The sequence below is a fragment of the Bacillus sp. FSL W7-1354 genome (assembly GCF_038002405.1).
Lineage (GTDB): Bacteria > Bacillota > Bacilli > Bacillales > Bacillaceae > Bacillus > Bacillus paralicheniformis.
In genome coordinates this window covers 2,128,799-2,153,359 of the sequence record NZ_JBBOCL010000001.1, presented here as the reverse complement: position 1 = coordinate 2,153,359, position 24,561 = coordinate 2,128,799, and the positions used below count along the sequence as shown (strand labels likewise).

Here is a 24,561-nt window from a genome sequence, read left to right as displayed (position 1 = left end):
GCTCATTATGGAGTTTGTCATTGGCTTACTGGCGTTATTTTTAATCTTATTCGCTACGGGCTACTTATTCAGAAAAAATATATATAAAGAGATCGACCGTTTAGAAGCTTGGAAAATCGAAATCATGAACCGATCGATCGTGGAAGAGATGTCAAAAATCAAGCATCTGAAAATGACGGGGCAGACTGAGGAATTCTTTGAAAGGTGGCGCCGGGAATGGGATGAAATCGTCACCTCGCATATGCCCAAAGTCGAAGAGCTTCTGTTTGAAGCCGAGGATTGCGCCGACAAATACCGTTTTCAAAAATCGAAACAGGTGCTCGCGCATATTGAGAATCTTTTATCAGCGGCTGAATCCAACATTGAAGACATCTTAAAGGAAATCGCCGATCTTGTCTCGAGCGAAGAGCAGAACCGCAAAGAAATCGAAGAGGTAAAAGAACGGTATACAAAAGTGCGGAAAAACCTTTTGGCATACAGTCACCTGTACGGAGACCTCTATGAGAAAATTGAAACCGACCTCGATACCGTGTGGGAAGGCATTAAACAGTTTGAAGAGGAAACAGAAGGCGGAAATTATATAGAAGCCAGAAAGGTGCTGCTCGCCCAAGACCGTTTGCTTGAAGAGCTTCAATCATACATAGACGATGTGCCGAAACTGCTTGCAAGCTGCAAGCAGACCGTTCCGCAGGAACTCGCCAAATTGAAAGCCGGCTATCAGGAAATGATCGATAAAGGGTACAAGCTCGATCATATTCAAGTGGAGAAGGAGCTCGAAAACCTTTTGAAAGAATTGAAGCGTGCTGAAGGTGCGCTTTTGGACGAACTTGATTTAGAAGAAGCCGCCGCAATCGTGCAGATGATTGATGAAACGATCCAGACGCTGTATAACCAGCTGGAGCATGAAGTCGAAGCAGGGCAGGAAATTTTGGAGAAAGTGCCTGAGCTTGCCGCTGCATTGGAAAAGCTTGAAGCCTCCAAAAAGGATACCGAAGCTGAAACCGAACTCGTCAAGAAAGGCTACAGACTGACAACCGGAGAACTGGAGAAACAGCAGTCATACGAAAAGCGCCTTGAAATGATCGAAAAGCAGTTCGAACAAGTGAAAGAAAGGCTTGATCAGAAACATGTCGCCTACTCGCTGTTAAAGGAAGAGCTTGCGGATATCGAAAAGCAGATGGAAGCCGCTCAACGGGAGCATGACGAATACAGGGACATGCTGCAAATGCTGAGAAAAGAAGAGCTTCAGGCAAGAGAGCTTCTCAAGCAATTAAAGCAGACGATCAAGGATACGGCTCGGAGCCTGGAGAAAAGCAATGTTCCAGGGATTCCGGAAGCCATAACCGAAAAGATCCGGCAGTCGCAGACGACTGTGCAGAAAGTGACAGAACAGCTGAATGAGCTGCCGCTGAACATGGATGCGGTGAACGAACGCCTTCAAGAGGCGGAACAGCTTGTCACAGAAGTGAAAACAAAGACGGATGAACTGGTTGAAATGGTTTTGCTGATCGAACGCATCATCCAATATGGCAACCGCTTCAGAAGCCAGGACCGGATTCTTTCCGAACAGCTCAAAGAAGCAGAAAAAAGTTTTTATGCATATCAGTATGAAGAGGCTTACGACATTGCCGCCAGAGCGGTCGAAAAAGCGTCGCCGGGAGCAGTTGCCCGGCTTGCAGCGGACGCGAAGCAGCCTGAATAGAGCAAAAACCCGGCACGTGAAAAGGCGTGTCGGGTTTTTTTGTCTATAGCTGCAATGAAAAATAAAAAAACCGGCCCTGTTTAAAAACAGAGCCGGTTTTTCAAAGATCAGCTGACTTTCTTTAATTTGTCTTTCGGCGAAGCGATGAAAAATGTCACAATGTAACCGATCACCGCGCCGATAACAGCCGGAATGACCCAGCCGACACCCATGCTGAACAGCGGGATGTTCGCTTTTAAGATATCGTTTACCGGACCCAGCGGAATTTTCGCCGCGTTTAATCCGTCGATGATGCTTAAAATTCCAGTCGGGATAAGGGCACCGATATAGACTTCGCGTCGTTCAGCAAACAGCTTGTCAATGAAAGAGAGCAAAACGACGACGATCGCAAGCGGATAAATCGCCGACAGAATCGGAACTGAAAACGAGATGATTTCTGTCAGTCCGAAATTGGCAATCACAAGGCTGAAAAGCGTCACGATGATGACAACAGCTTTGTAAGAGAGCTTCGGAATCAGCTTTGAAAAATACTCTCCGCAAGAGGAAACGAGTCCGACGCTCGTCGTCAGGCAGGCGAACAAGATCGCGATACCGAGCACGGCATTTCCAAGCGAGCCGAATAAATACGCGGAAGCTTTGGACAATATTTCGCCGCCGTTGTTGAGCGAACCGACGGTTTCAACACTTGTCGCCCCTAAATAAGCGAGAGAAACATAAACGAGTCCGAGACCGACTGCAGCGACGATCCCCGCTTTGATGCATGAAGCGGCGATTGACTTTGGATTTGTAACGCCGCGGTCTTTAATCGCGGTAATAACGACAATTCCAAATACGATTGAAGCGATCGCATCCATCGTTTTATATCCTTCTAAAAATCCGACAAACAGAGGTGCGGATTGATAGGCCTCTGTCACAGAGCCGATGCTGCCCATCGGGGTGATAAACGCTTTGATGACTAATATTGCGATTACAGTCAATAATATCGGTGTTAAAATTTTACCGATGCGGTCAACAAGCTTGCTTGGGTTTAAAGCCAGGAAATAAGTGATTCCGAAAAATATCAGGGTAAAGATAAACAGATAAAGACTTGATGAATGTTTCCCTAAAAACGGCTCCACCGCTATCACGTATGAAACATTTCCTGTCCTCGGAATAGCAAACAAAGGTCCGATCGTCAAATAAATGCTGACGATTAATATCGTGCCGAAGACCGGATGGGCTTTGTCAGCTAGGCCTTTTGCACTCCCTTTTAGAGCAACCGCGATGACGCCGAGCAGCGGAAGACCGACGCCTGTCAGCAAGAATCCGATGATAGCCGGCCAAACATTCTCTCCGGCAGCTTGACCGAGCTGGGGAGGAAAAATCATATTTCCCGCTCCGAAAAAGAGGGCGAACAGCATAAGTCCAATCGCCGTCGTTTCCTTAGCGGATAGTGAAGTTTTCATTAAAAAGAACCTCCTGGTTTGTTGTTTAAATTTTCTGTCAATTTATTTTCGTGATATAATATGACAAAAGTCCAAAGACTATTATATTTTAAAAATCAGAGAAGTCAAACATTTATTTTTAATTTTCAATTACAAGTTGATATGATAACATATACAGTCATGAAAAAGAACGTTCATTTTTAAAGGAGTAGATCATGATTTATCTTGATAATAGTTCAACAACAAAACCATATCCTGAATTATTACAAATTTATGAACAAGTAAATCAGCGCTTCTTCGGCAACCCGTCGTCACTGCACCGCCACGGCATTGAAGCGGATCAATTGCTTTCAGAAGCGCGGAAACAGATCAAAACGGCGCTTTCGCTAAAAAGTCATGATATCGTGTTTACGTCCGGGGCTTCAGAAGCCAACAACATGGCGCTGAAAGGCATTGCTTTGGCACATATGCAAAAAGGAAAACATATCATTGCTTCCTCCATTGAACATCCGTCTGTGACGGAATCTTTGGAGCAGCTGAAGACAGCCTTCGGCTTTGAGGTTACATATCTTCCTGTCGACAGCCGCGGATTTGTTTCGCTTGAAGATCTGAAACAAGCGCTCCGCAAAGACACGATTCTGGTGAGCATCATGCACGTCAACAATGAAACAGGTGTCATCCAGCCTGTGGAAGACATCGGCAAAATCGTAAAAGAAAACACAAGGGCATACTTTCATGTTGATCACGTTCAAGGCATTAACAAGGTTCCGCTGGACATCTCCGGGGCGGACATTGACCTTTGTACGATATCGGGCCATAAATTTCACGGCTTAAAAGGAACAGGAGCGCTCATTCTGAACGAACGGATTTCGCTTTTTCCTTTGATTTCCGGAGGAGAACAGCAGAACAACAGGCGTGCCGGAACTGAAAATACCGCCGGCGCTGTTACGCTTGCAAAAGCGATCAATATGTCAAAACAGGATTATAACCATTATATAGAAGAAATAAAGGCGGCAAAATTGGCTTTTATCAAGGAGCTAAAAGAGCTAAAAGGTGTTATATTAAATACGCCGGAAGAAAACAGCGCGCCGCATATCATTAATTTTTCCGTGCCGGGATTGAAGGCTGAGGTCCTTTTGCATATGCTAGAAGAGCGAGGTATTTTCGTATCGACGACATCAGCATGCTCTTCAAAACAGCATAAGCCGAGCAAGGTGCTTTTAGCAATGGGAAAAGGTGAAGATGCAGCGGCAAGCAGCATCAGAATCAGTATGACATACCGGGACAATCAGGAGATTGTCGGCCCGTTTATGACGGCCTTAAAAGAAAGTTTACACAAACTAAAAGGAATTATGAGGTAGAGACACAATGAATGAAGACTATATTTTAATCAGATTTGGCGAAATTTCAACAAAAGGAAAGAACAGAAAGCTTTTTGTCGATCGCCTGAAAAGAAATATCAAAATGGTCTTGCGCGATTTCCGCAACGTCCGTTATGAGTCAACACGTGACAGGATGACTCTCGTATTAAACGGAGAAGACGCGGAAGCCGTAATGGCCCGTCTGAAAAACGTTTTCGGCATCCAATCGTTCAGTCTTGCCGTGAAATGCCGGACAGATCTGGAAAGCATTAAAGAGACGGCGCTCGCGTCTGTTCAAGAACAATACAAGCCCGGAGATACCTTTAAAGTATCGACGAAAAGGGCTTACAAGCAGTTTGAATTAAATACAAATGAGATGAATGCCGAAATCGGCGGACACATTTTGCGCAACACCGATGATCTTACCGTTGACGTTCATTCCCCGGACATCCATTTGCGGATCGAAATTCGGGAAGATGCTACGTATTTGACATTCCGGGATGAAAAAGGTGCGGGCGGACTGCCGGTCGGAAGCGGAGGAAAAGCGATGCTTATGATATCCGGCGGAATTGACAGCCCTGTTGCCGGGTTCTATGCCATGAAGCGCGGGCTTGAGATCGAAGCTGTTCACTTTTTCAGCCCGCCATATACAAGCGAACGGGCCAAGCAAAAAGTGATTGATCTCACTAAACGCCTTACGGCTTTCGGCGGAGACATCAAGCTTCATATCGTTCCGTTTACGAAAACCCAAGAGCTCATTCAAAAGCAGATTCCCGAAAACTATTCCATGACGGCGACCAGAAGGCTGATGCTGCAGATCGCCGACAAACTGCGCGAACGACATAACGCGCTTGCCGTTTTTACAGGAGAAAGCCTCGGCCAGGTGGCAAGCCAGACGCTCGAAAGCATGTATGCCATCAACGCGGTCACGAGCACGCCGGTTTTGCGCCCTTTAATCGGCATGGATAAGACGGAAATCATCGAAAAAGCGAAGGAAATCGATACGTACGATATCAGCATACGTCCGTACGAAGACTGCTGCACGATCTTCACGCCTTCTGCGCCGAAAACGCGTCCGAAAAAAGAAAAAATCGAACACTTTGAAAGCTACACAGATTTCGAACCGCTCATCAACGAAGCTGTAGAGAACACAGAAACGATTGTTTTGAGCAGCAAAGCGGAAACGAAAGATCAATTTGCGGACTTTTTCTAAAGGAATATTAGATCAAACGCCTTTGTCTGTTTTTGCATACAATTACCAAACATTCTTTGTATGAAGTCATGTGTTTTTACACAATCTATACTCACAAGGAGGTGAGAACACATGGCTCAAAACAACAGACAAAGCAGTTCTAACCAACTATTGGTTCCTGGTGCTGCTCAAGCTATCGACCAAATGAAATTCGAAATCGCTTCTGAATTTGGCGTTAACCTTGGAGCAGAAACTACTTCTCGTGCAAACGGTTCAGTTGGAGGAGAAATCACTAAGCGTTTAGTTTCTTTCGCTCAACAGCAAATGGGTGGAACACAACAATAATTAAAATTAAAAAGCAATGGATAATGGGTGGGGTTTAATCCCCACTCTTTTTTATGTTCTGCAAAATAGGCATTTCGGAATACAATTGTATGAAAGGATTATGTATAATAAAAAGATGGCACAAGACAAGGAGATGGATGGGTTGAGAAGAGAAGATTTGATTGCGCCGGAGAAGTATAACGCGGTTGATGAAATTGAAAAATTTAAATCTTCCCGTGATAAAACCGCTTTGATCTGGGAAGATGAATCAGGACGTCAAGTGTCTTGGACTTATGAAAAATTAATTGAAAGGGCTTACAAAATCGGCAGCATATTGACCCGTTCTGGACTGAAAAAAGGTGACAAGCTTATCGTGATGATGCCGCGGATCCCGGAGACGTATGCCGTCTACATGGCCATTTTAAAAGCCGGAATGGTGGTCATCCCATGTTCCGAAATGCTCCGGGCGAAAGACTTGGATTACAGGATCAAGCATGCCGGCGTCAAAGGAGCCGTCGTATATTCAGCATTTCTTGATGCTTTTCTAGATGTTCAAGCAAAAGATGAGCTGTCGTTATTTGCCGTCGGAGAAAGCAGAGAAGGGTGGATCAACCTGCCTGAAGAAATGAATCAGGCCGTTGCCGCGGATTTTCAAGCGGCTGATACCTCTCGCGATGACATCGCATTTTTATCTTACACATCAGGCACGACCGGTCAGCCAAAAGGAGTTGTACATACACACGGCTGGGCTTATGCTCACTTAAGAACGACAGCTTCCGCATGGCTTGACATTTCAGAAGGGGATCTCGTCTGGGCAACAGCGGGGCCGGGCTGGCAAAAATGGGTATGGAGCCCGTTTTTAGCAGTGCTCGGCAGCGGTGCAGCCGGCTTTATCTATCACGGGAAATTTACGCCGGAAACGTATTTGCAGCTGATTGAGCGCCATCAAATCAATGTGCTATGCTGTACGCCGACAGAGTATCGATTCATTGCGAAAGTCAATGATTTGTCTCGCTTTGACCTGTCTTCTCTGCACAGCGCTGTTTCGGCCGGGGAGCCGTTGAACAGGGAAGTCATTGATACATTTAAAAAGCATTTTCATATTGATGTGCGGGACGGATACGGACAAACGGAAAGCACGCTGTTGGTGGGGATTTTAAAAGGAATGAAAATCAAGCCTGGAAGCATGGGAAAACCGACGCCTGGAAACCTGGTTGATATTATAGACGGGAATGGAAAGAGCTGTCCGCAGGGCGTAACGGGCGATATCGCCGTCCACTTAAGCACGCCGGCACTCTTTAAAGAATATTACAAAGATCAAGAACGAACGCTCCGCCAAAGAAGAGGAGATTACTTTATAACAGGGGATAAGGCGCGAAAGGATGAAGACGGCTATTTCTGGTTTGAAAGCCGCAATGACGATGTGATCATCAGTTCAGGATATACAATCGGCCCGTTTGAAGTTGAAGATGCACTGATCAAGCATCCTGAGGTCAAAGAATGTGCTGTTGTGGCAAGCCCTGACGAAATCAGGGGATCGATCGTGAAAGCATATGTTGTCTTAAAGGATCGATCCCGCGGCAATGAACAACTGACAAAGGAATTGCAAAACCATGTAAAAGCCATGACGGCCCCTTATAAATACCCCCGGGAGATAGAATTCATCGAAGAACTGCCGAAAACGCCATCGGCGAAAATTAAGCGCTTTGAACTAAGACAACGGGAAATCGTTCTTAAAACAAAAGCTGAATAACCACACAAGAGGGGGGGAATATCCTTTGGGGCATGACTCACTCCGAAACATCGAGAAGGAAATCGCGCTTTTAGTCCGTCTGACGACGGCCTACAGTCCGCGGTTCGGAAGTCTGGACCGCTCGGAATATCTGCTGTTAAGCGAGCTTGATAAGCAAAGTCCTCTTGCCATCAACTCGCTGGCTGAAACCTTAATGCTGAATCTTTCGACAGCGAGCAGACAGGTTGCAGCATTGGAACGGAAAAAGCTCATCAGGCGTTTTCCCGATCCCAACAACGGCCGGATCAGCCTTGTAGAAATGACTTCAGAGGGCATTGATACTCTGAAAAAAGTGCAAAAGGCTCGCTATCATGTATACACGGAGGTTCTTCAAGACTGGACAAAAGAAGAACTGAGCACATTGGAAACTCATTTGATCAGACTGAATCAGGATTTTAAAAAGTGGAGCAAATAATCGGCTAAAGGCTGTTGGTCAGACGATCACCAGCCTTTTTCTTTTTAATCTGTTGATTTATAGAAAAAAGGATGCGTAATACAACTTGTAATACGATATATAAAAACCGGAAGGAGGAGCACTTTTGAGGCAATCCGATGTGTCGATATTAAATTCGTCCGCCAAAGTGCTTGCTACCCGGCATGAATGCGGAAATGAAAATTTCGTGATAAACAACCGCAAAAAAGAGCAGGAAGAACATCCCGCTCTTTATTGATGAAAAGGTTTTCAAAATTATAGAAATGTGCGCCTTACTTTTTCCCAAAACGAATTGTCTTTTAATTTAATGGTTTTGATCATCTTGCCTGAGAGGCTGACTTCGACTTCTTTTACATGCATCGTACTGAAGGCTTCGTTATCAAGGCCGATGATCGGATAGTCGTTCCCGTCTTGGACGATTTTTAATGTCAGCTTTCGATCCGCACTTAAAATAAACGGAGATCCGAGCGTTCTGTATGTGTTGTTGTTCAATGAAGCGAGCTCTGTCACCTGTATGCATGGAAGCAGCGGATCAACGACGGCCCCTTCAACCGATTTGTTATACGCGGTGCTTCCGGTCGGAGTGGACACGATCATTCCGTCCCCGCGGAATGTTTCAAAGTGAAGATCATCAATATAAACGTCCATCACAAATGTTTTAATAATGCTTGAACGGATGGATACCTCATTCAGACATTGAAAGCTTGTCCCGTCAACGGTTACATCGATCAGCGGATATTTTCTGACCTCGATTTGTTCAGAGTTTGTCGCTTCAATCATTTTATCGGTATCATGTATATTAAAATCCGCATACAAATGAGCTTTCCCCTTTTTGGCCACGCCTACGTACAGGCAGTCATCCCTGAAATTCGTCTTTCGAACCGCCTGCAAAAATGTCCCGTCGCCGCCGATGCTTGCGATAATATTGGCTTCATTGTGGTGGTGAACGACGCGAAATCCGTGTTCTTCTGCAAGGTGTTTCAGTTTTTTGCACTGCTCGTCGGTTTCTTCGCTTTTTTTGTAAAAGAAATAAATGTTCCGGCGGTCTGTCACAATCATTCTCCCCTTTGTCTGTTAAGTTTAGATTTTTCTGCCATCTAACATGTATGTTAAAATGACCTGTGACCCTTAGTTTACCATGTCCAAAAACTTCTTGTATATGAAGCGGCATCATACTGAACTTTTTCTCTTCATATACGTACTAAGACATGCAGCTTTTTTTATTCAAAGGAGGAGAACAGACAAAATGAATGCGAAAAGATGGATCGCACTTGTCATCGCGCTGGGCGTTTTTGCGTTATCTGCGGTGGTGAGCCTTTTGCTAGCAGTATTTGACACGATGGGGAATGACGGAAAGATGCAGTTTGGCCTTAATGACACCCAGGAAGAAACGGTGCTTGAAGAAGGAAACAGCTCAAGAAAAATCGCCGTGCTTGAAGTGAACGGAACGATTTCCGACAATGGCGGCGCTTCTGGCTTGTTCAGCTCTGAAGGCTATAACCACAGATCGTTTTTGCAAATGCTTGAAAAAGCAAAAGACGACTCTGCTGTAAAGGGCATTATTCTGCGCGTCAATTCTCCGGGTGGCGGAGTATACGAAAGCGCCGAAATACATAAGAAGCTTGAAGAGATCAAAAAAGATACGAAAAAACCGATTTACGTATCAATGGGCTCGATGGCTGCATCTGGAGGCTATTACATTTCAACGCCTGCCGACAAAATCTTTGCAGCGCCGGACACGCTGACGGGTTCACTAGGGGTCATCATGGAAAGCCTTAACTACAGCAAGCTTGCAGAAAAGCTTGGATTGAAAACGGAAACGATCAAAAGCGGTGAGTTTAAAGACATCATGTCACCGACGCGCGATATGACGAAAAAAGAAAGAGAAATCATGCAGTCAATGGTCGATGACGCGTACGAAGGATTTGTCGATGTTATAGCCGACGGACGCAGCATGTCCGAAAATGACGTGAAAAAAATTGCCGACGGACGCGTTTATGACGGCCGCCAGGCGAAACAGAACCATCTCATTGATGAGCTCGGCTACTATGAGGATGCGGTCAAAGCGATGAAAAAAGACCACAAAAACCTTGCCGGAGCGTCTGTTGTCAGCTATGAAGAATCGGCCGGCCTTGCGTCGCTCTTTTCGATGACTGCAAATAAGATGTTTAAAAGCGAAGCCGATTTCTTAAACATTAAAGAAGCAATTTCTCAATCCGGCGCACCGAGACTCATGTATTTATACGCTAAATAGGAGGGGACCGAAAAAATGGATGTGACTTATGATGGAAAGGATCATAATGAATTATCACCGGACGCCGGTGTTTCCAGGGAAGAATCGGCCCCGCATGTAGAGCATGCATATGCCGGTTTTTGGATCAGGCTGTTTGCCTTTCTGCTCGACGGGATTGTTGTCGGCAGCATCAACAAATTAGCGGTTTCACCTGTTTTCAGCCTGCTGAATCTCCCTAAAGAATCAGGTTTTTTCACCTTTTCGCTTTATTCTTTTGTAACGGCGGCAGTATTTTTCGCTTATTTCGTCCTGATGACGAAGTATTTCAGACAGACGTTGGGCAAGATGGTATTCGGGCTGAAGGTCGTGTCGCTTGCCCCGGAAAAAGGGCTGACATGGGATGTGATCTTGTTTAGGGAGCTTATCGGCCGCTATATCAACAGTTTGTATATTACGTATCTCGTTGCTGCATTTTCGCCAAAGAAACAGGGGATTCACGATTTCTTTGCGGACACGGCGGTTATTCATGAAAAGCTGTATCGAAAAAAAGACTGAGCGTATCAAACCCGGCTGCTGAAAGACAGCCGGGTTTTTTTGCTGCCTGGAATAAGCTCCGTCTATGTTTATTTTTTCAAATTTCTTCCTATAATGATTAGTATAAGAGGAAGTGAAATTATGATTTACATATGGATTGCGGGAGTATTCCTTCTTTTGGCAGCGTTAATGATGATGAAAATCCGCATCGCGATCGAATATCTTCATACAGACGATGACGACCGGCTGACCTTTAAAGTTCGAACAGGTTTTGGGCTTCTGCGCTTCAAAAAGGAAATTCCGGTGATTAAAATCAATCAGCAGGATATGACCGTTGATGTAAAAGAACAGACGAATACGGCTCTAAAAAACGATAAAAAGAGGAGAAAAGTCGGCTATCGGGAAGTGTTCGATAATACGAAGCAAATCAAAAAATTGGTGGAACAGGTCATCAATCTGCAGCCGCTTATCCGCCGATTTATGAAGCAGATTCACATCACGAAGCTCGAATGGACCTCAGTCCTCGGCTTTCCTGATGCCGCTTTAACCGGAATCGTCACGGGAGGCGCCTGGTCTCTGAAAGCCGGCACGATGGCTCTCTTGCATCAGATTTTTTGCTTTGACAGCCAGCCGGAATACGAAGTGATTCCAGTCTTTAACAGCCGCTCCTCTAAAACGCATCTGACATGTATATTCCATTTTCGCGTTGGCCATGCTATAACCGCAGCATTTAGAATCGTGATGAACTGGAAAGGGAAAATGCGCGGCTTATTTAAGCTGCCAAAAAATCTGTCAGGTTCAACAAAGAATGATTCATCAGTATAGGAGGAATGGAATATGGCTGAACATCCAATTCAAGGTTTGATGAAAACCGCAATGGAAAATTTAAAGGAAATGATCGATGTCAATACCATTATCGGAGATCCTGTAGAAACACCTGACGGCAGCGTCATCCTAACCGTCTCCAGAGTGGGATTCGGTTTTGCGGCTGGCGGAAGCGAGTTCGGCGGAAATAAACCGGCCGAATCCAAAGCGAGCGATGGAGATCGTGAACGAAAAGAATCGAAGCTCCCGTTTGGCGGGGGAAGCGGGGGAGGCGTATCGATTACGCCGATTGCTTTTTTGATTGTCGGATCATCAGGCGTTAAAATCCTGCATTTGGATGAAAACACGCACGTCATCGATAAGATTTTAGACGCAGCCCCGCAAACGATCGAACGGATTCAGCATATGTTTAAGAAAAACGATAAGCAAAAGCAAAATATGAACCGCCAAAACCAGACGCCTCCATTTTAAAAGCTTCGGCTTTCCGGCCACAGAAGTTAACTGTTCCTGCAGCAGTTAACTTTTTTTGTCTCGGCCGGACTTAAGCTTTGCAGTTTGTCCTAAACTCTTTTATAGTAGAGTCATACATAAATGAAGGAGGAATGATGATGGCTTCAATTACATTTAAAGGAAACCCGGTGACACTGGTAGGTTCAGAAGTGAAAGTCGGAGACCAGGCGCCTGATTTCACTGTTTTGTCCAATTCGCTTGAGGAAGTCACGCTTCAAGACATTAAAGGCAAACCAGCCGTTATTTCGGTGATTCCGTCTATCGATACAGGTGTTTGTGACGCGCAGACCCGCCGCTTTAACGAAGAAGCCGCAGGCCTCGGTTCAGCGAAAGTGTATACGATCAGCGCGGATCTGCCGTTTGCACAGGCTCGCTGGTGCGGAGCAAACGGAATTGAAAATGTGGAAACATTGTCAGATCATAGGGAAATGTCTTTTGGGGAAGCATTCGGGCTTTACATTAAAGAATTGAGATTGCTTGCCCGCGCCGTATTTGTGTTAGATGAAAACGGAAAAGTCGTCTACACTGAATACGTCAGCGAAGCGACAAACCACCCGGACTATGACAAAGCCATCGAAGCTGCCAAATCACTCGTTAAGTAAATTCAACTCATAAAAGGGCTCCAGGTGATCATCTTGCCGGAGCTCTTTTCATGGCTTTGATTTTTTGATAAGGAGAGACATCATCATGCAAAACTATCCAGTCGAAACGATTTATGAATGGCTTGACAAAGGAGCGGAAATCATCGCACGTGACCTGCAGATCCCTTACATAGAAGGATTGGCGGAAGCAGGAGAGGCATTCTTTACAGGGTCCGCGGACCGCGGGCTTTCCGAAAAAGCCGAACAAAAGGTGAAGGATCTGCTCGGCCGTGCGCGTTTTTCAGAATGCAGCCATGAGGCGATCCGAAAAGCCTTCCAGCTTGCCATCCTGAAAGGCCAGAAAGATATTCCCCATCCGAACCGGCAGATGACGCCCGATACAATCGGTTTATTTATCGGATATCTGGTGAACAAATTCATCGGACCCAAAAAAGAATTGACGCTGTTTGATCCGGCGGTCGGCACTGGAAACCTGCTGCTTGCCGTCTTGAACCAGCTGGCCGATGAAGCCGGAAAAGCGTTCGGCTCAGAGATTGATGACGTTCTGATCAAGCTCGCCTATGTCCAGGCAAACCTGCAGGAAAAGGAAATCGAGCTTTTTAACCAGGACAGCCTGCAGCCGATTTTTATGGAGCCTGCCGATGCGGTCATTTGCGATCTTCCCGTCGGATATTATCCTGATGACGAAAGCGCGCGCGCTTTCGAATTAAAGGCAGATGAAGGCCATTCTTTTTCACACCATTTGTTTATTGAACAAAGCTTGACCTATACGAAACCGGGCGGCTATTTATTTTTTATGATTCCGAACCAATTGTTCGAAAGCAGCCAAAGCGAAAAGCTGCGTACCTTTTTAAAGGACAATGCGTATATTAATGCAGTGCTTCAGCTTCCGCTGTCGATTTTCAAAGATGAGGCACACGCGAAGAGCATTTTGGTTTTACAAAAGCATGGCGAACAGGCGAAAGCGCCTAAACAAGTTCTGCTTGCACAAGTTCCGTCATTCGCCAATCAGGATGCGATGCTGAAAATGACAGCCAAACTCGACAACTGGTTTCAAGCTGAAAAAAGATAAGCAGATCAGAGAAGATATATTCTCTGATCTGTTTTTATATTCAGAAAATAATAATTTCTTTGTGAAAGCGTTAACATGTCGGATCGTGACTTGAAATGCACTCTTTTGAGTGTTTAAATGAGAAAGGCAGATATTTTTTGAATTTACTAAGAACGATTTTATACATATTTTTTATGATCCGGGTTGAACATAATGTCACCGGACTATAGGTAAAAAGGAGCGTCATTTTATGTCCAAAATTATTGCAATCAATGCTGGAAGCTCATCATTGAAATTTCAACTGTTCGAAATGCCCAGCGAAAAAGTACTAACAAAAGGCCTTGTTGAGCGAATCGGGCTGGATAACGGCATCTTCACGATTTCCGTCAACGACGAAAAAAAGACCGAAACAACAGATATCCCGGACCACTCCGTAGCCGTAAAAATGCTGCTGGATAAACTTACAAAATTCGGCATTATCAAAGATTTAAATGAAATCGACGGAATCGGACACCGCGTCGTACACGGCGGCGAAAAGTTCAGCGACTCCGTTTTATTGACGGATGAAATGATCCATGAGATCGAGGAGATTTCAGAACTCGCACCGCTTCATAACCCGGCTAATATTGTCGGAATTAAAGCGTTTAAAGAAGTACTTCCAAATGTTCCTGCCGTGGCCGTTTTTGATACGGCATTCCACCAAACAATGCCGGAACAATCTTATCTGTACAGTCTGCCATACGAATACTATGAGAAATTCGGCATCCGTAAATACGGTTTCCATGGCACATCTCATAAATATGTGACTGAACGCGCGGCAGAGCTGCTCGGCCGTCCGATTGAAGAACTTCGCCTGATTTCCTGCCACCTTGGAAACGGCGCGAGCATCGCAGCTGTTGAAGGCGGCAAATCAATCGATACATCAATGGGCTTCACACCGCTTGCAGGTGTGGCGATGGGTACGCGTTCAGGAAACATCGATCCTGCGCTTATCCCGTTCATTATGGAAAAAACGGGTCAAACAGCCGACGAAGTCCTGAACACACTCAATAAAAAGAGCGGTCTTTTAGGTATTTCCGGATTCTCAAGCGATTTGCGCGATATTGTCGAAGCAACTAAAGAAGGCAATGAACGTGCGGAAACAGCCCTTGAAGTATTCGCAAGCAGAATTCATAAATACATCGGTTCTTATGCAGCGAGAATGAGCGGAGTAGACGCGATCATTTTCACTGCCGGCATCGGGGAAAACAGCGTTGAAGTCAGAGAGCGCGTTCTTCATGGTTTGGAATTCATGGGTGTCTATTGGGATCCTGCGTTGAATAACGTCCGTGGAAAAGAAGCGTTTATCAGCTATCCGCATTCACCTGTAAAAGTCCTCGTCATCCCGACGAATGAAGAAGTGATGATTGCAAGAGACGTCGTTAGACTGGCTCACTAAAAATAAAAAAACAGCCTTCTCTTTACAAGGAAGGCTGTTTTTTTATGCATCTTCCCCTTTATAATGAAAAAAGACTGTATAAAGGAGGCTATTTAGCCATGAGTGTTGAGGAACATAAAAAAGAAGCGCCGGACCGCGTCAACTGCAAAGTTATTACTGTCAGCGATACAAGAACGGAAGACACAGATAAAAGCGGCCGGCTTATGAAAGAGTTTTTAGCGGAAGACGGTCATGAGATCGTTTCCTATGAGATTGTAAAGGATGAAAAGGAAATGATTCAAAAAGCTGTGCTGGAAGGCTGTCTTGATGACCGGATCGATGCCATCCTATTAAACGGAGGGACGGGCATTGCCTCTAGAGATGTAACAATCGAGTCGATCGTTCCTCTTTTTTCGAAAGAAATTCCGGGATTTGGGGAGATATTCCGCATGCTGAGTTATACAGAGGATATCGGAGCGGCTGCGATCCTTTCAAGAGCTGCAGCGGGTGTTATTCAAAACAAAGCCGTGTTTGCAACACCGGGTTCAAGCGGGGCGGTTAAGCTTGCAATGTCAAAGCTGATTGTGCCTGAGCTTGCCCATGTCATCAGAGAACTGAGAAAAGATATGAAAAAATAAAGCCGGAAAGCCCTCCGGCTGAACGCTGAATATGCACTGAACTTCATTCATAAAAAATGAATGAAGTTTTTTTTACAAAAAGGTTGAAAAAACCAGACTTCCTTGTTAAAGTGTATACATATTAAATGTATTTTTATTAAATAAAATTTATTTTTATACAAAAAAGAGCACCGAGATGAGAGGAGTTTTTCAAAATGACGCAAAAGAAAAAAGTGGTTTTAGCATATTCAGGAGGACTTGATACTTCTGTCGCGATAAAATGGCTGCAGGAACAGGGATATGATGTAGTGGCCTGCTGCCTTGACGTCGGGGAGGGAAAGGATCTCGCATTTGTTCAGCAAAAAGCGCTTCAAGTCGGGGCTTCTAATTCATATGTTATCGATGCAAAAGAAGAATTTGCGAAAGAGTTTGCACTGACCGCCCTCCAGGCCCATACGCTTTATGAAGGAAAGTACCCGCTTGTATCAGCTCTGTCCAGACCGCTGATCGCCAAAAAGCTGGTCGAAGTGGCTGAAAAAGAGAACGCCCAAGCCGTGGCTCACGGCTGCACAGGCAAAGGAAATGACCAAGTGCGCTTCGAGGTGTCCATTAAATCGCTCAATCCGGATTTAGAGGTGCTGGCACCTGTGCGCGAATGGAAATGGTCGCGCGACGAAGAGATCGCGTATGCAGAAAAGCACGGCATTCCGATTCCGATCAATCTTGACAGCCCGTATTCAATTGACCAGAACCTGTGGGGCAGAAGCAATGAATGCGGAGTTCTGGAAGATCCATGGGCGGCGCCTCCTGAAGGGGCTTATGATTTGACGAAGCCGCTTGAAAAAACACCGGATACCCCCGATGTGATCGAAATCGCTTTTGAAGAGGGCATTCCGGTTTCCATTGACGGCGCTCATTACTCACTGTCAGACTTGATTTTAAAGCTGAATGAACTGGCGGGCGCGCATGGAGTGGGGCGCATCGACCATGTTGAAAACCGCCTTGTCGGCATCAAATCACGCGAAGTGTACGAATGCCCGGGCGCGATGACTTTGATTAAGGCGCACAAAGAGCTTGAAGATTTGACATTAGTAAAAGAAGTGGCGCATTTCAAACCTCTGATCGAACAAAAAATGGCTGAAGTGATCTATAACGGCCTGTGGTTTTCTCCGCTTAAAGACGCGCTTTCCGGTTTCCTGAAAGAAACGCAGAAGCATGTCACGGGCGTCGTCCGCGTCAAGCTGTTCAAAGGCCATGCGATCGTTGAAGGGCGTAAATCCGAATACTCCCTGTATGATGAAAAACTGGCGACGTATACAAAAGACGATGCGTTCGATCATCACGCTGCCGTCGGCTTTATCGAGCTGTGGGGACTGCCGACGAAAGTAAACAGCATCGTCCAAAAAAAGGAGCAGATTAAAGCATGAAAAAGCTGTGGGGAGGCCGGTTCCAAAAAACACCGGAAAAATGGGTCGATGAGTTCGGCGCATCGATCCACTTTGACAAAACGCTCGTGAAAGAAGATATCGCAGGGTCTCTCGCTCATGCTTCCATGCTTGAAAAATGCGGCATTTTAACCGAAGCAGAAGCGGTCAAAATAAAAGAAGGCCTGACATCCCTTTTGCACAAAGCGGAAAAAAACGAACTCGATTTTTCAGTCGATTACGAAGACATTCACCTCAACCTTGAAAAAATGCTCATTGACGAAATCGGGCCGCTCGGCGGAAAGCTTCATACGGCCAGAAGCCGAAACGACCAGGTGGCGACGGATATGCACCTGTATTTAAAAGGGCACACAGAGCATATCATCGAGCTGATTACGGCTTTTCAACACGTGCTTATCGAAAAAGCGGAAGAACATGTGGAGACGATACTGCCGGGATACACCCATCTGCAGCGGGCGCAGCCGATCTCGTTCGCGCATCATTTGCTCGCTTACTTCTGGATGCTTGAGCGCGATAAAGAACGCTATCATGATTCATTCAAGCGGATTAACAAGTCCCCCCTTGGATGCGGGGCGCTCGCCGGAACGACATTTCCGATCGACCGTGAATATTCAGCAGGTCTGCTCGGGTTTGACTCGATATATGAAAACAGCTTGGACGGCGTCAGCGACAGGGATTTCATCCTTGAATTTTTAAGCGCGAGCAGCATTTTGATGATGCATCTGTCAAGATTCTCCGAAGAAATCATTCTTTGGTGTTCACAGGAATTTAAATTCATTGAGCTTGATGACACTTATGCTACGGGGAGCAGCATGATGCCGCAAAAGAAAAACCCGGACATGGCAGAGCTCATTCGCGGGAAAACCGGACGCGTATACGGTGATCTGATCGGCCTCCTGACGATTATGAAAGGGCTCCCGTTAGCGTACAATAAAGATTTGCAGGAAGACAAAGAAGGTATGTTTGATACTGTGAAAACGGTCGAAGGAAGCCTCGAGATTTTTGCCGGCATGACGAAAACGATGACAGTGAACAAAAATATGATGAAAAAAGCAACGGAGCAGGATTTTTCAAATGCCACCGAACTTGCCGACTATCTGGCGAAAAAGGGCATGCCGTTCAGAGAGGCGCACGAAGTCGTCGGAAAGCTTGTCTACACTTGTATCGAAAAAGGCATTTATCTCAGCGGCCTGCCGTTTGAAGAGTTCGAAAAGGCAAGCGAACTGTTTGAAGAAGACGTTTACATCGTGCTCGACCCGCACCATGCCGTCGAAAAAAGGATGAGTGAAGGCGGGACGGGATTCAAAAAGGTGGAAGAAGCCATTCAAAAGGCGAAGCATTGTTTGAACAATTTTTAACACTTCCCGATTCGATTCATAACTGTGCGGCTTCATACGCAAAATAGATTTGTGAATCGAAAAGGGGTGTGGCAATGAAACAAGATCAGTCAAAACACGCATACATGTATGATGCCGACGGCGATAAAGAAACCGTTCAGCAAATCTCTGATGCCTATTTCAGCGGATTTGTCGCGCACGATGACGCACAGCCGTTAGCTGATGCAGATAAACAATAGAAAGCTGGAGCCCGTAACAGCGGGCTTCAGCTTTCTTCTGTCCAGCGGCGATTGCAAATTTCCCGATGCTCCACATGTGATATACTCTGGCTTTTGTAGTAAAGTATAGGTAGATACATGCAATCATTTGCGAATACCGAGAACCAATGCCTGGGAGGGAAAGATGTGCGCCATGCGTTAATTACTGCCGGTTCAAAAGGTTTGGGGCGTAAAGTGACGGAAGCCCTGCTTGAAAAAGGCTACTCAGTGACGGTGAATTACAGGCAGGACGAAGAAGCTGTCAGCCGCCTCAAAGAAAAATGGCGGTCATCCCTTGACCGTTTACAGTTTGTAAAGGGAGATGTCACCAAGAAAGAAGACCTGCTCCGGATGGTGAATGCCGCACTTGAGCGATTTGGAAAAATTGATCTTCTGATCAATAATGCCGGCCCATACATATTTGAACGAAAAAAGCTTGCAGATTATACTGATGATGAATGGTATGACATGCTTGAAGGCAACTTAAGCTCTGTCTTCCATCTGTTTAAAGCGGTTGTTCCGGTGATGAGGCGCCAGCGGTTCGGCCGCATCATCACATACGGATTTCAGGGGGCAGACCATGCGCCGGGCTGGCTGCATCGTTCCGCTTTTGGAGCGGCGAAAGTGGGGCTGGCTTCTTTAACAAAAACGATCGCCATTGAAGAAGCGGGCTCCGGCATCACAGCCAACATGGTTTGTCCAGGCAACATCGTCGGGGATATGAAAGAGGCTTCGATTTCAGAAGCGAGGGCGTCACTTGATGAGGAAACGCCGATCGGCAGGTCGGGAACCGGTGAAGATATCGCAAGGATCATCACTTTTCTATGCGATGAACATTCCGACTACATTACGGGAACAGTCATTGAAGCGACAGGCGGCTTGAATGTGATTAACCGTCATTCTCTTTAGACGTGCGAAATTAAAAAACAGGGGTGGATATGATGAAAGTGACATATCATGGTCATTCAGTGGTAACAGTTGAAACGGGAAATCATCAATTGATCTTCGATCCGTTTATTACAGGAAATTCTTTAACCGATTTAAAGCCGGAAGAGGTTAAAGCGGATGTTATTTTGCTGACCCACGGTCATAACGATCATGTCGGCGATACCGTCGAAATCGCCAAGCGAAATCATTCGCTCGTTGTAGCTCCGAATGAACTCGCGGTCTATCTGGGATGGAAAGGCCTGAATGTCCATCCGATGCATATCGGCGGCTCCCATCAGTTCGATTTTGGCCAAGTCAAGCTGACGCAGGCTTTCCACGGATCGGCTTATACGGAAGAAGACAGCCAAAAGATCGTCTATACCGGCATGCCGGCGGGGATCCTCTTGACTGTGGAAGGAAGGACGATTTTTCATGCAGGAGACACCGGGCTTTTCTCAGATATGAAGCTGATCGGTGAATTAAATCATATCGACCTCGCTTTCCTGCCGATCGGCGATAATTTTACGATGGGCCCGGAGGATGCCAAACTGGCCGCAGAATGGCTCAGGGCGAAACAGGTTGTACCGGTTCACTACTCGACGTTCCCCGTCATCGAACAGGACCCGCATGCATTTGCGGACAGCCTTCCCGGCGGCGTCGGAAAAGTGCTTGAGGTCGGTGAGTCAATCGAATTTAAATAAACTTGTTTTTAGAGGACCCGAATCCGGGTCCTTTTTTCGGTTGAACCGGTTATATGTCTATCAAAACATGTTAATGATGATATAATATAGGAATCGGATTGTTCTTGGGAGGATATTATGAGGGTATTGAAATACGCGATTTTGGGGCTCCTTGATCACGGGAGTTTGAGCGGCTACGATATGACAAGCCGCTTTAAAGCCGAATTGGGCCAATTTTGGAGCGCCAAGCACAGTCAGATTTATCCCGAGCTGAAAAAGCTGACGGATGAAGGATTTATCGAATATGAAACGGTGATCCAAGGCTCAAAATTAGAAAAGAAAATGTATTCCATCACAGAGGCCGGAAAGCGTGAACTTCACGGATGGCTTACGGAATTCAAACCGGTCCCCGATACGGTAAAAGATGAATTTATGCTGAAAGCTTATTTTATCTCTTCGATGGAACGTGATGAAGCGAAAAGGCTTTTTGCCGATCAGCTTCAAAAGCGGGAGGAGAAAGCCGTTTTTTTAAAAAATAAGCTCGAAGAATTGAAGCGCGAAGCGGGTGAATCGATAACTTTCCGCTCGCCTCATTTCGGCCATTACCTTGTATTGACCCGGGCGCTGGAGCGGGAAAACGGCTATTGCTCATGGCTTGAAAAAGCGCTTCTTCTGATGGAGAATGATCGCTCTTAGACGGACATGATGTTGCGAAGGCGGATTGCGGTTCAATTGCACAACCATTTATAATAAATATATCTAGCAGTCAGAGGATGAAGGTGAAACGATTGGCGACAAAACACGAACAGATTTTAAAATATATTGATTCTTTGTCCGTCGGCGAAAAAATCTCCGTCAGGCGGATTGCGAAGGAAATGAAAGTCAGTGAAGGAACTGCTTACAGAGCGATAAAAGAAGCCGAGAATAAAGGGTTTGTCAGCACGATCGAAAGGGTCGGAACGATCAGGATCGAGCAAAAGAAAAAAGAGAATATTGAAAAACTGACATACGCTGAAGTGGTCAATGTCATTGACGGCCATGTGCTTGGCGGAAAAGCAGGGCTTCATAAAACGCTCAACAAATTCGTCATCGGAGCGATGAAGCTTGATGCGATGATGAGATATACCGGGGCGGGCAACCTGCTGATTGTCGGCAACCGAATCGATGCGCACCGCCAGGCTTTGGAAGCGGGTGCTGCCGTGCTGGTGACCGGCGGTTTTGATACGGAGCCGGAGATTATTGAGCTTGCCGACAGGCTCGAGCTCCCGGTCATTTCTACAAGCTATGACACGTTTACTGTAGCCGCGATGATCAACAGGGCGATTTATGACCAGCTCATCAAAAAAGAGGTCGTGCTTGTCGAGGATATTTTGACCCCTTTGGAAAAAACGGTCTGCTTATCCCCTCATGAAAAGCTCGAAAGATGGTATGAGAAAAACTTTGAAACGGGGCATGGACGTTTTCCCATCGTTGACGAGCAGATGAAAATCCACGGCATTTTAACTTCAAAAGATGTTGCCGGATATGACCGCTCTGTATTGATTGAAAAAGTCATGACGAAAAACCCGATTACAGTAATCGGCAAAACGTCAGTCGCTTCAGCGGCGCAGATGATGGTCTGGGAAGGAATCGAAGTGCTTCCCGTCGTTGACGAGCGGCAAAAGCTGATCGGCATGATCAGCAGGCAGGACGTATTAAAGGCGCTTCAAATGATTCAGAAGCAGCCTCAGGTCGGCGAAAAACTCGATGACATTGTGACAGGCGGTTTCAAAGAATCGGACAATGACAAAAACAAGCCGGATCCGGTTTATCAATACGAAGTAACGCCGCAAATGACAAACCACTTGGGAACGATTTCCTACGGCGTGTTTACGACGATTTTGACCGAAGCTGCAAACCGTTTTTTGCGGTCGCACAAAAAAGGCGAACTCGTGATAGAGAGCATGACGATTTATTTTTTAAAGCCTGTGCAAATGGAGTCTGTCATTGAAATAAAACCGAACATTCTCGAAGCCGGGAGAAAGTTCGGAAAAATGGATATAGAAGTTTTTCACCAGGGTGCTCTCGTCGGCAAAGCGATGATGATGGTTCAGCTGATGGAAAGAAGCTAAGGGACGCGGCCAGTGTCCCTCTTTTCGCTTATGCGTTTTCCCGTTCGTTTTCTTTCGCAAGCAAAGGGACATAGTGCTTATAGGCTCTGTAGCCGGCCCACATGCTCCCGAGCCCGGTCAGCATAAAAATAACGCCGATGACGACAGCAAGCGTGCCGCGGTTTAAAAGCAGCTGATTGGCGCCGAAGAACATGATAAACAGGCCCAGACTCATGCTTGACTTGGCCGAATAGTATTCCCGTTCAATCGCTTTTTTGGTGCGCACATACCTTACTTTGAAGTACCCATAAGCTATCGCTGAAAACACAATGAAAAAAACAAAAAACGGCATAATCGACATCCTCCATTGTAAGTTTTACAAACCCATTGTATACATAATCGGGTTCGCTTTCTACAATAAAAAGTCATAACTTTCACTTTCCACCAACAACAGATTATGATTTAATGGTTAAAAACAAAGTAAAGAAGGGGCGCGTCATGAAAAAAGAAATCATCAGAACCATATCATTATATGACACGATCATTATACATAGACATGTGAGACCGGATCCCGATGCCTACGGATCCCAATGCGGCCTTGCGGAAATCCTGAGGGCAACCTATCCTGAAAAAAATATTTTCGCGGTCGGAACGCCCGAGCCTTCCCTCGCTTTTTTGTACACCCCGGATGTGATTGAAGACCCGGTGTATGAAAATGCACTTGTCATCGTCTGTGACACGGCCAATCAAGCGAGAATTTCCGATTCGCGCTACAACATGGGCGACAAGCTGATCAAAATCGACCATCATCCGAATGAAGACCAATACGGCGACCTTTTATGGGTGGATACGAATGCGAGCTCGACGAGCGAGATGATTTACGAACTGTATTTAGCGGGTAAAGAACAAGCGGGATGGACGCTTCCGACAAAGGGTGCCGAACTGATCTATGCCGGCATTGTGGGGGATACAGGGCGCTTCTTATTTCCGAACACGACAAAAAAGACATTGAAATATGCCGGAGAGCTGATTGAGTATCCTTTTAATTCTCAGGCGCTTTTTAATCAATTGTATGAGACGAAATTAAATGTTGTGCGGCTGAACGGTTACATTTACCAGAATGTTTCTCTGTCCGAAAACGGTGTGGCGTCGGTATTCATCACCCGTGACATTTTGCATCAATACAATATTACGCCGTCTGAAGCTTCACAGCTTGTCAGCACGCTCGGCAATATTTCAGGAATCAAAGCATGGGTGTTTTTTGTGGAGGAAGCCGACCAGATCAGGGTTAGGCTTCGTTCAAAGGGACCGATTGTCAATGAAGTCGCTAAAAAATACAACGGCGGAGGCCATCCGCTCGCAGCCGGTGCTTCCATCTATGACTGGAAAGACACCGATCTTGTCATCGCTGACTTGGAGCGCATATGCAAAGAAAACAAATAAGAGGGGAAGTCCCTCTTTTTTTGTGCAGTTCAACTGCAAGCGTTTGCATTATATTTTGCGAAAAAGTAAGCAGCAAAGTGTAAGCAGATCATTTTACGCATCACAGCTGCTGCTTATTCAGGTATAAACCATGATCCGATATCTGTTACATCCTCATAAACATGGATGTTTTGGGCTCTTAACTCTCTTTTGATAAGGGACGCGAGACTTTCGGTTTCCGCATAAGCCGAGTAGCCCAGCTTGATCCGGTTGACTTTATCTCTTGCCAGCTGATGGTAACTGTAAATGTACATTCTGCTTTCCTCCCTTTTTAAAAAAACTTACATATCGCTTACTGTCAGTTTAAATTAAAATATGGAAAAAAG

Annotated in this window: 27 protein-coding genes; 23 read left to right on the top strand and 4 right to left on the bottom strand. The window is 45.7% G+C overall.

The window, feature by feature from the left end:
* Nucleotides 1–7 precede the first annotated feature (7 nt).
* Nucleotides 8–1,702 carry a septation ring formation regulator EzrA gene (ezrA, locus tag MKZ04_RS10915; protein WP_043054430.1) on the top strand — a complete coding sequence of 565 codons (1,695 nt, stop codon included), beginning with the start codon at nt 8–10 and terminating at the stop codon, nt 1,700–1,702.
* Nucleotides 1,703–1,809: 107 nt separating this feature from the next.
* Here ezrA and brnQ read toward each other — a convergent pair whose 3' ends face one another.
* A complete protein-coding gene (gene brnQ / locus MKZ04_RS10910; RefSeq protein ID WP_020452590.1) occupies nt 1,810–3,147 on the bottom strand; it encodes a branched-chain amino acid transport system II carrier protein in 1,338 nt (445 codons plus the stop codon).
* Between the two features lie 194 nt (nt 3,148–3,341).
* Here brnQ and MKZ04_RS10905 point away from each other — a divergent pair, with 194 nt between their 5' ends.
* The 6 genes from MKZ04_RS10905 to MKZ04_RS10880 all read left to right on the top strand — a co-directional run bounded on the left by MKZ04_RS10905 (nt 3,342) and on the right by MKZ04_RS10880 (nt 8,466).
* A complete protein-coding gene (locus tag MKZ04_RS10905; protein WP_020452589.1) occupies nt 3,342–4,487 on the top strand; it encodes a cysteine desulfurase family protein in 1,146 nt (381 codons plus the stop codon).
* Nucleotides 4,488–4,494: 7 nt separating this feature from the next.
* Nucleotides 4,495–5,700, top strand: coding sequence for a tRNA uracil 4-sulfurtransferase ThiI (gene thiI / locus MKZ04_RS10900; RefSeq protein ID WP_023855502.1), 1,206 nt, complete (start codon nt 4,495–4,497; stop codon nt 5,698–5,700).
* Between the two features lie 111 nt (nt 5,701–5,811).
* Nucleotides 5,812–6,024 (top strand): alpha/beta-type small acid-soluble spore protein, encoded by a 213-nt coding sequence (locus tag MKZ04_RS10895; protein WP_003184396.1) that lies wholly within the window; start codon nt 5,812–5,814, stop codon nt 6,022–6,024.
* 133 nt (nt 6,025–6,157) lie between these two features.
* Nucleotides 6,158–7,756 (top strand): acyl-CoA synthetase MbcS, encoded by a 1,599-nt coding sequence (gene mbcS / locus MKZ04_RS10890; RefSeq protein WP_033155109.1) that lies wholly within the window; start codon nt 6,158–6,160, stop codon nt 7,754–7,756.
* 25 nt (nt 7,757–7,781) lie between these two features.
* The gene (locus MKZ04_RS10885) at nt 7,782–8,210 is read left to right on the top strand and encodes a MarR family winged helix-turn-helix transcriptional regulator (RefSeq protein ID WP_020452586.1); all 429 of its coding nucleotides are present in this window, start codon (nt 7,782–7,784) and stop codon (nt 8,208–8,210) included.
* Nucleotides 8,211–8,334: 124 nt separating this feature from the next.
* Nucleotides 8,335–8,466 carry a hypothetical protein gene (locus tag MKZ04_RS10880; RefSeq protein ID WP_023855500.1) on the top strand — a complete coding sequence of 44 codons (132 nt, stop codon included), beginning with the start codon at nt 8,335–8,337 and terminating at the stop codon, nt 8,464–8,466.
* 17 nt (nt 8,467–8,483) lie between these two features.
* On the opposite strand, the gene MKZ04_RS10875 is transcribed toward MKZ04_RS10880, so the two are convergent.
* Nucleotides 8,484–9,281 (bottom strand): NAD kinase, encoded by a 798-nt coding sequence (locus MKZ04_RS10875; protein WP_020452585.1) that lies wholly within the window; start codon nt 9,279–9,281, stop codon nt 8,484–8,486.
* Nucleotides 9,282–9,474: 193 nt separating this feature from the next.
* On the opposite strand from MKZ04_RS10875, the gene sppA reads away from it, so the two are divergent.
* From sppA to MKZ04_RS10800, 15 genes are all read left to right on the top strand, one after another.
* Entirely contained in the window at nt 9,475–10,482 is a 1,008-nt protein-coding gene (sppA, locus tag MKZ04_RS10870; RefSeq protein ID WP_020452584.1) for a signal peptide peptidase SppA, read from the top strand.
* A gap of 15 nt (nt 10,483–10,497) precedes the next feature.
* Complete coding sequence (locus tag MKZ04_RS10865; RefSeq protein ID WP_105981144.1) at nt 10,498–11,016, top strand: RDD family protein; 519 nt, start codon at nt 10,498–10,500, stop codon at nt 11,014–11,016.
* A gap of 120 nt (nt 11,017–11,136) precedes the next feature.
* Nucleotides 11,137–11,820 (top strand): DUF2953 domain-containing protein, encoded by a 684-nt coding sequence (locus tag MKZ04_RS10860; protein ID WP_341045881.1) that lies wholly within the window; start codon nt 11,137–11,139, stop codon nt 11,818–11,820.
* Nucleotides 11,821–11,832: 12 nt separating this feature from the next.
* Nucleotides 11,833–12,291, top strand: a complete 459-nt coding sequence (gene ytfJ / locus MKZ04_RS10855) for a GerW family sporulation protein (RefSeq protein WP_020452581.1) — start codon at nt 11,833–11,835, stop codon at nt 12,289–12,291.
* Between the two features lie 137 nt (nt 12,292–12,428).
* Nucleotides 12,429–12,932 (top strand): thiol peroxidase, encoded by a 504-nt coding sequence (tpx, locus tag MKZ04_RS10850; protein ID WP_341045880.1) that lies wholly within the window; start codon nt 12,429–12,431, stop codon nt 12,930–12,932.
* An 85-nt stretch (nt 12,933–13,017) separates the two neighbouring features.
* The gene (locus MKZ04_RS10845; protein ID WP_023855498.1) at nt 13,018–14,004 is read left to right on the top strand and encodes a class I SAM-dependent methyltransferase; all 987 of its coding nucleotides are present in this window, start codon (nt 13,018–13,020) and stop codon (nt 14,002–14,004) included.
* 229 nt (nt 14,005–14,233) lie between these two features.
* Nucleotides 14,234–15,421 (top strand): acetate kinase, encoded by a 1,188-nt coding sequence (locus tag MKZ04_RS10840; RefSeq protein ID WP_020452578.1) that lies wholly within the window; start codon nt 14,234–14,236, stop codon nt 15,419–15,421.
* Between the two features lie 98 nt (nt 15,422–15,519).
* Entirely contained in the window at nt 15,520–16,038 is a 519-nt protein-coding gene (locus MKZ04_RS10835) for a MogA/MoaB family molybdenum cofactor biosynthesis protein (protein WP_023855497.1), read from the top strand.
* Nucleotides 16,039–16,232: 194 nt separating this feature from the next.
* Entirely contained in the window at nt 16,233–17,444 is a 1,212-nt protein-coding gene (locus MKZ04_RS10830; RefSeq protein ID WP_020452576.1) for an argininosuccinate synthase, read from the top strand.
* Entirely contained in the window at nt 17,441–18,820 is a 1,380-nt protein-coding gene (argH, locus tag MKZ04_RS10825) for an argininosuccinate lyase (RefSeq protein ID WP_020452575.1), read from the top strand. The genes MKZ04_RS10830 and argH overlap by 4 nt, the downstream gene beginning before the upstream one ends.
* A 74-nt stretch (nt 18,821–18,894) precedes the next feature.
* A complete protein-coding gene (locus MKZ04_RS10820) occupies nt 18,895–19,038 on the top strand; it encodes a hypothetical protein (protein WP_020452574.1) in 144 nt (47 codons plus the stop codon).
* Between the two features lie 165 nt (nt 19,039–19,203).
* Entirely contained in the window at nt 19,204–19,965 is a 762-nt protein-coding gene (locus tag MKZ04_RS10815; protein ID WP_023855495.1) for an SDR family oxidoreductase, read from the top strand.
* Between the two features lie 32 nt (nt 19,966–19,997).
* The gene (locus MKZ04_RS10810; RefSeq protein WP_020452572.1) at nt 19,998–20,684 is read left to right on the top strand and encodes a metal-dependent hydrolase; all 687 of its coding nucleotides are present in this window, start codon (nt 19,998–20,000) and stop codon (nt 20,682–20,684) included.
* 117 nt (nt 20,685–20,801) lie between these two features.
* Nucleotides 20,802–21,359, top strand: a complete 558-nt coding sequence (locus MKZ04_RS10805; protein ID WP_020452571.1) for a PadR family transcriptional regulator — start codon at nt 20,802–20,804, stop codon at nt 21,357–21,359.
* A gap of 92 nt (nt 21,360–21,451) precedes the next feature.
* Nucleotides 21,452–22,774: a CBS domain-containing protein gene (locus tag MKZ04_RS10800; protein WP_020452570.1), complete on the top strand. Its 1,323-nt coding sequence runs from the start codon at nt 21,452–21,454 to the stop codon at nt 22,772–22,774.
* A gap of 28 nt (nt 22,775–22,802) precedes the next feature.
* On the opposite strand, the gene MKZ04_RS10795 is transcribed toward MKZ04_RS10800, so the two are convergent.
* The gene (locus MKZ04_RS10795) at nt 22,803–23,105 is read right to left on the bottom strand and encodes a YtpI family protein (protein WP_020452569.1); all 303 of its coding nucleotides are present in this window, start codon (nt 23,103–23,105) and stop codon (nt 22,803–22,805) included.
* Nucleotides 23,106–23,251: 146 nt separating this feature from the next.
* Here MKZ04_RS10795 and MKZ04_RS10790 point away from each other — a divergent pair, with 146 nt between their 5' ends.
* Entirely contained in the window at nt 23,252–24,196 is a 945-nt protein-coding gene (locus MKZ04_RS10790) for a DHH family phosphoesterase (RefSeq protein WP_023855493.1), read from the top strand.
* A gap of 113 nt (nt 24,197–24,309) precedes the next feature.
* Here MKZ04_RS10790 and MKZ04_RS10785 read toward each other — a convergent pair whose 3' ends face one another.
* Nucleotides 24,310–24,489: a hypothetical protein gene (locus MKZ04_RS10785; protein ID WP_020452567.1), complete on the bottom strand. Its 180-nt coding sequence runs from the start codon at nt 24,487–24,489 to the stop codon at nt 24,310–24,312.
* Between the last annotated feature and the right edge of the window lie 72 nt (nt 24,490–24,561).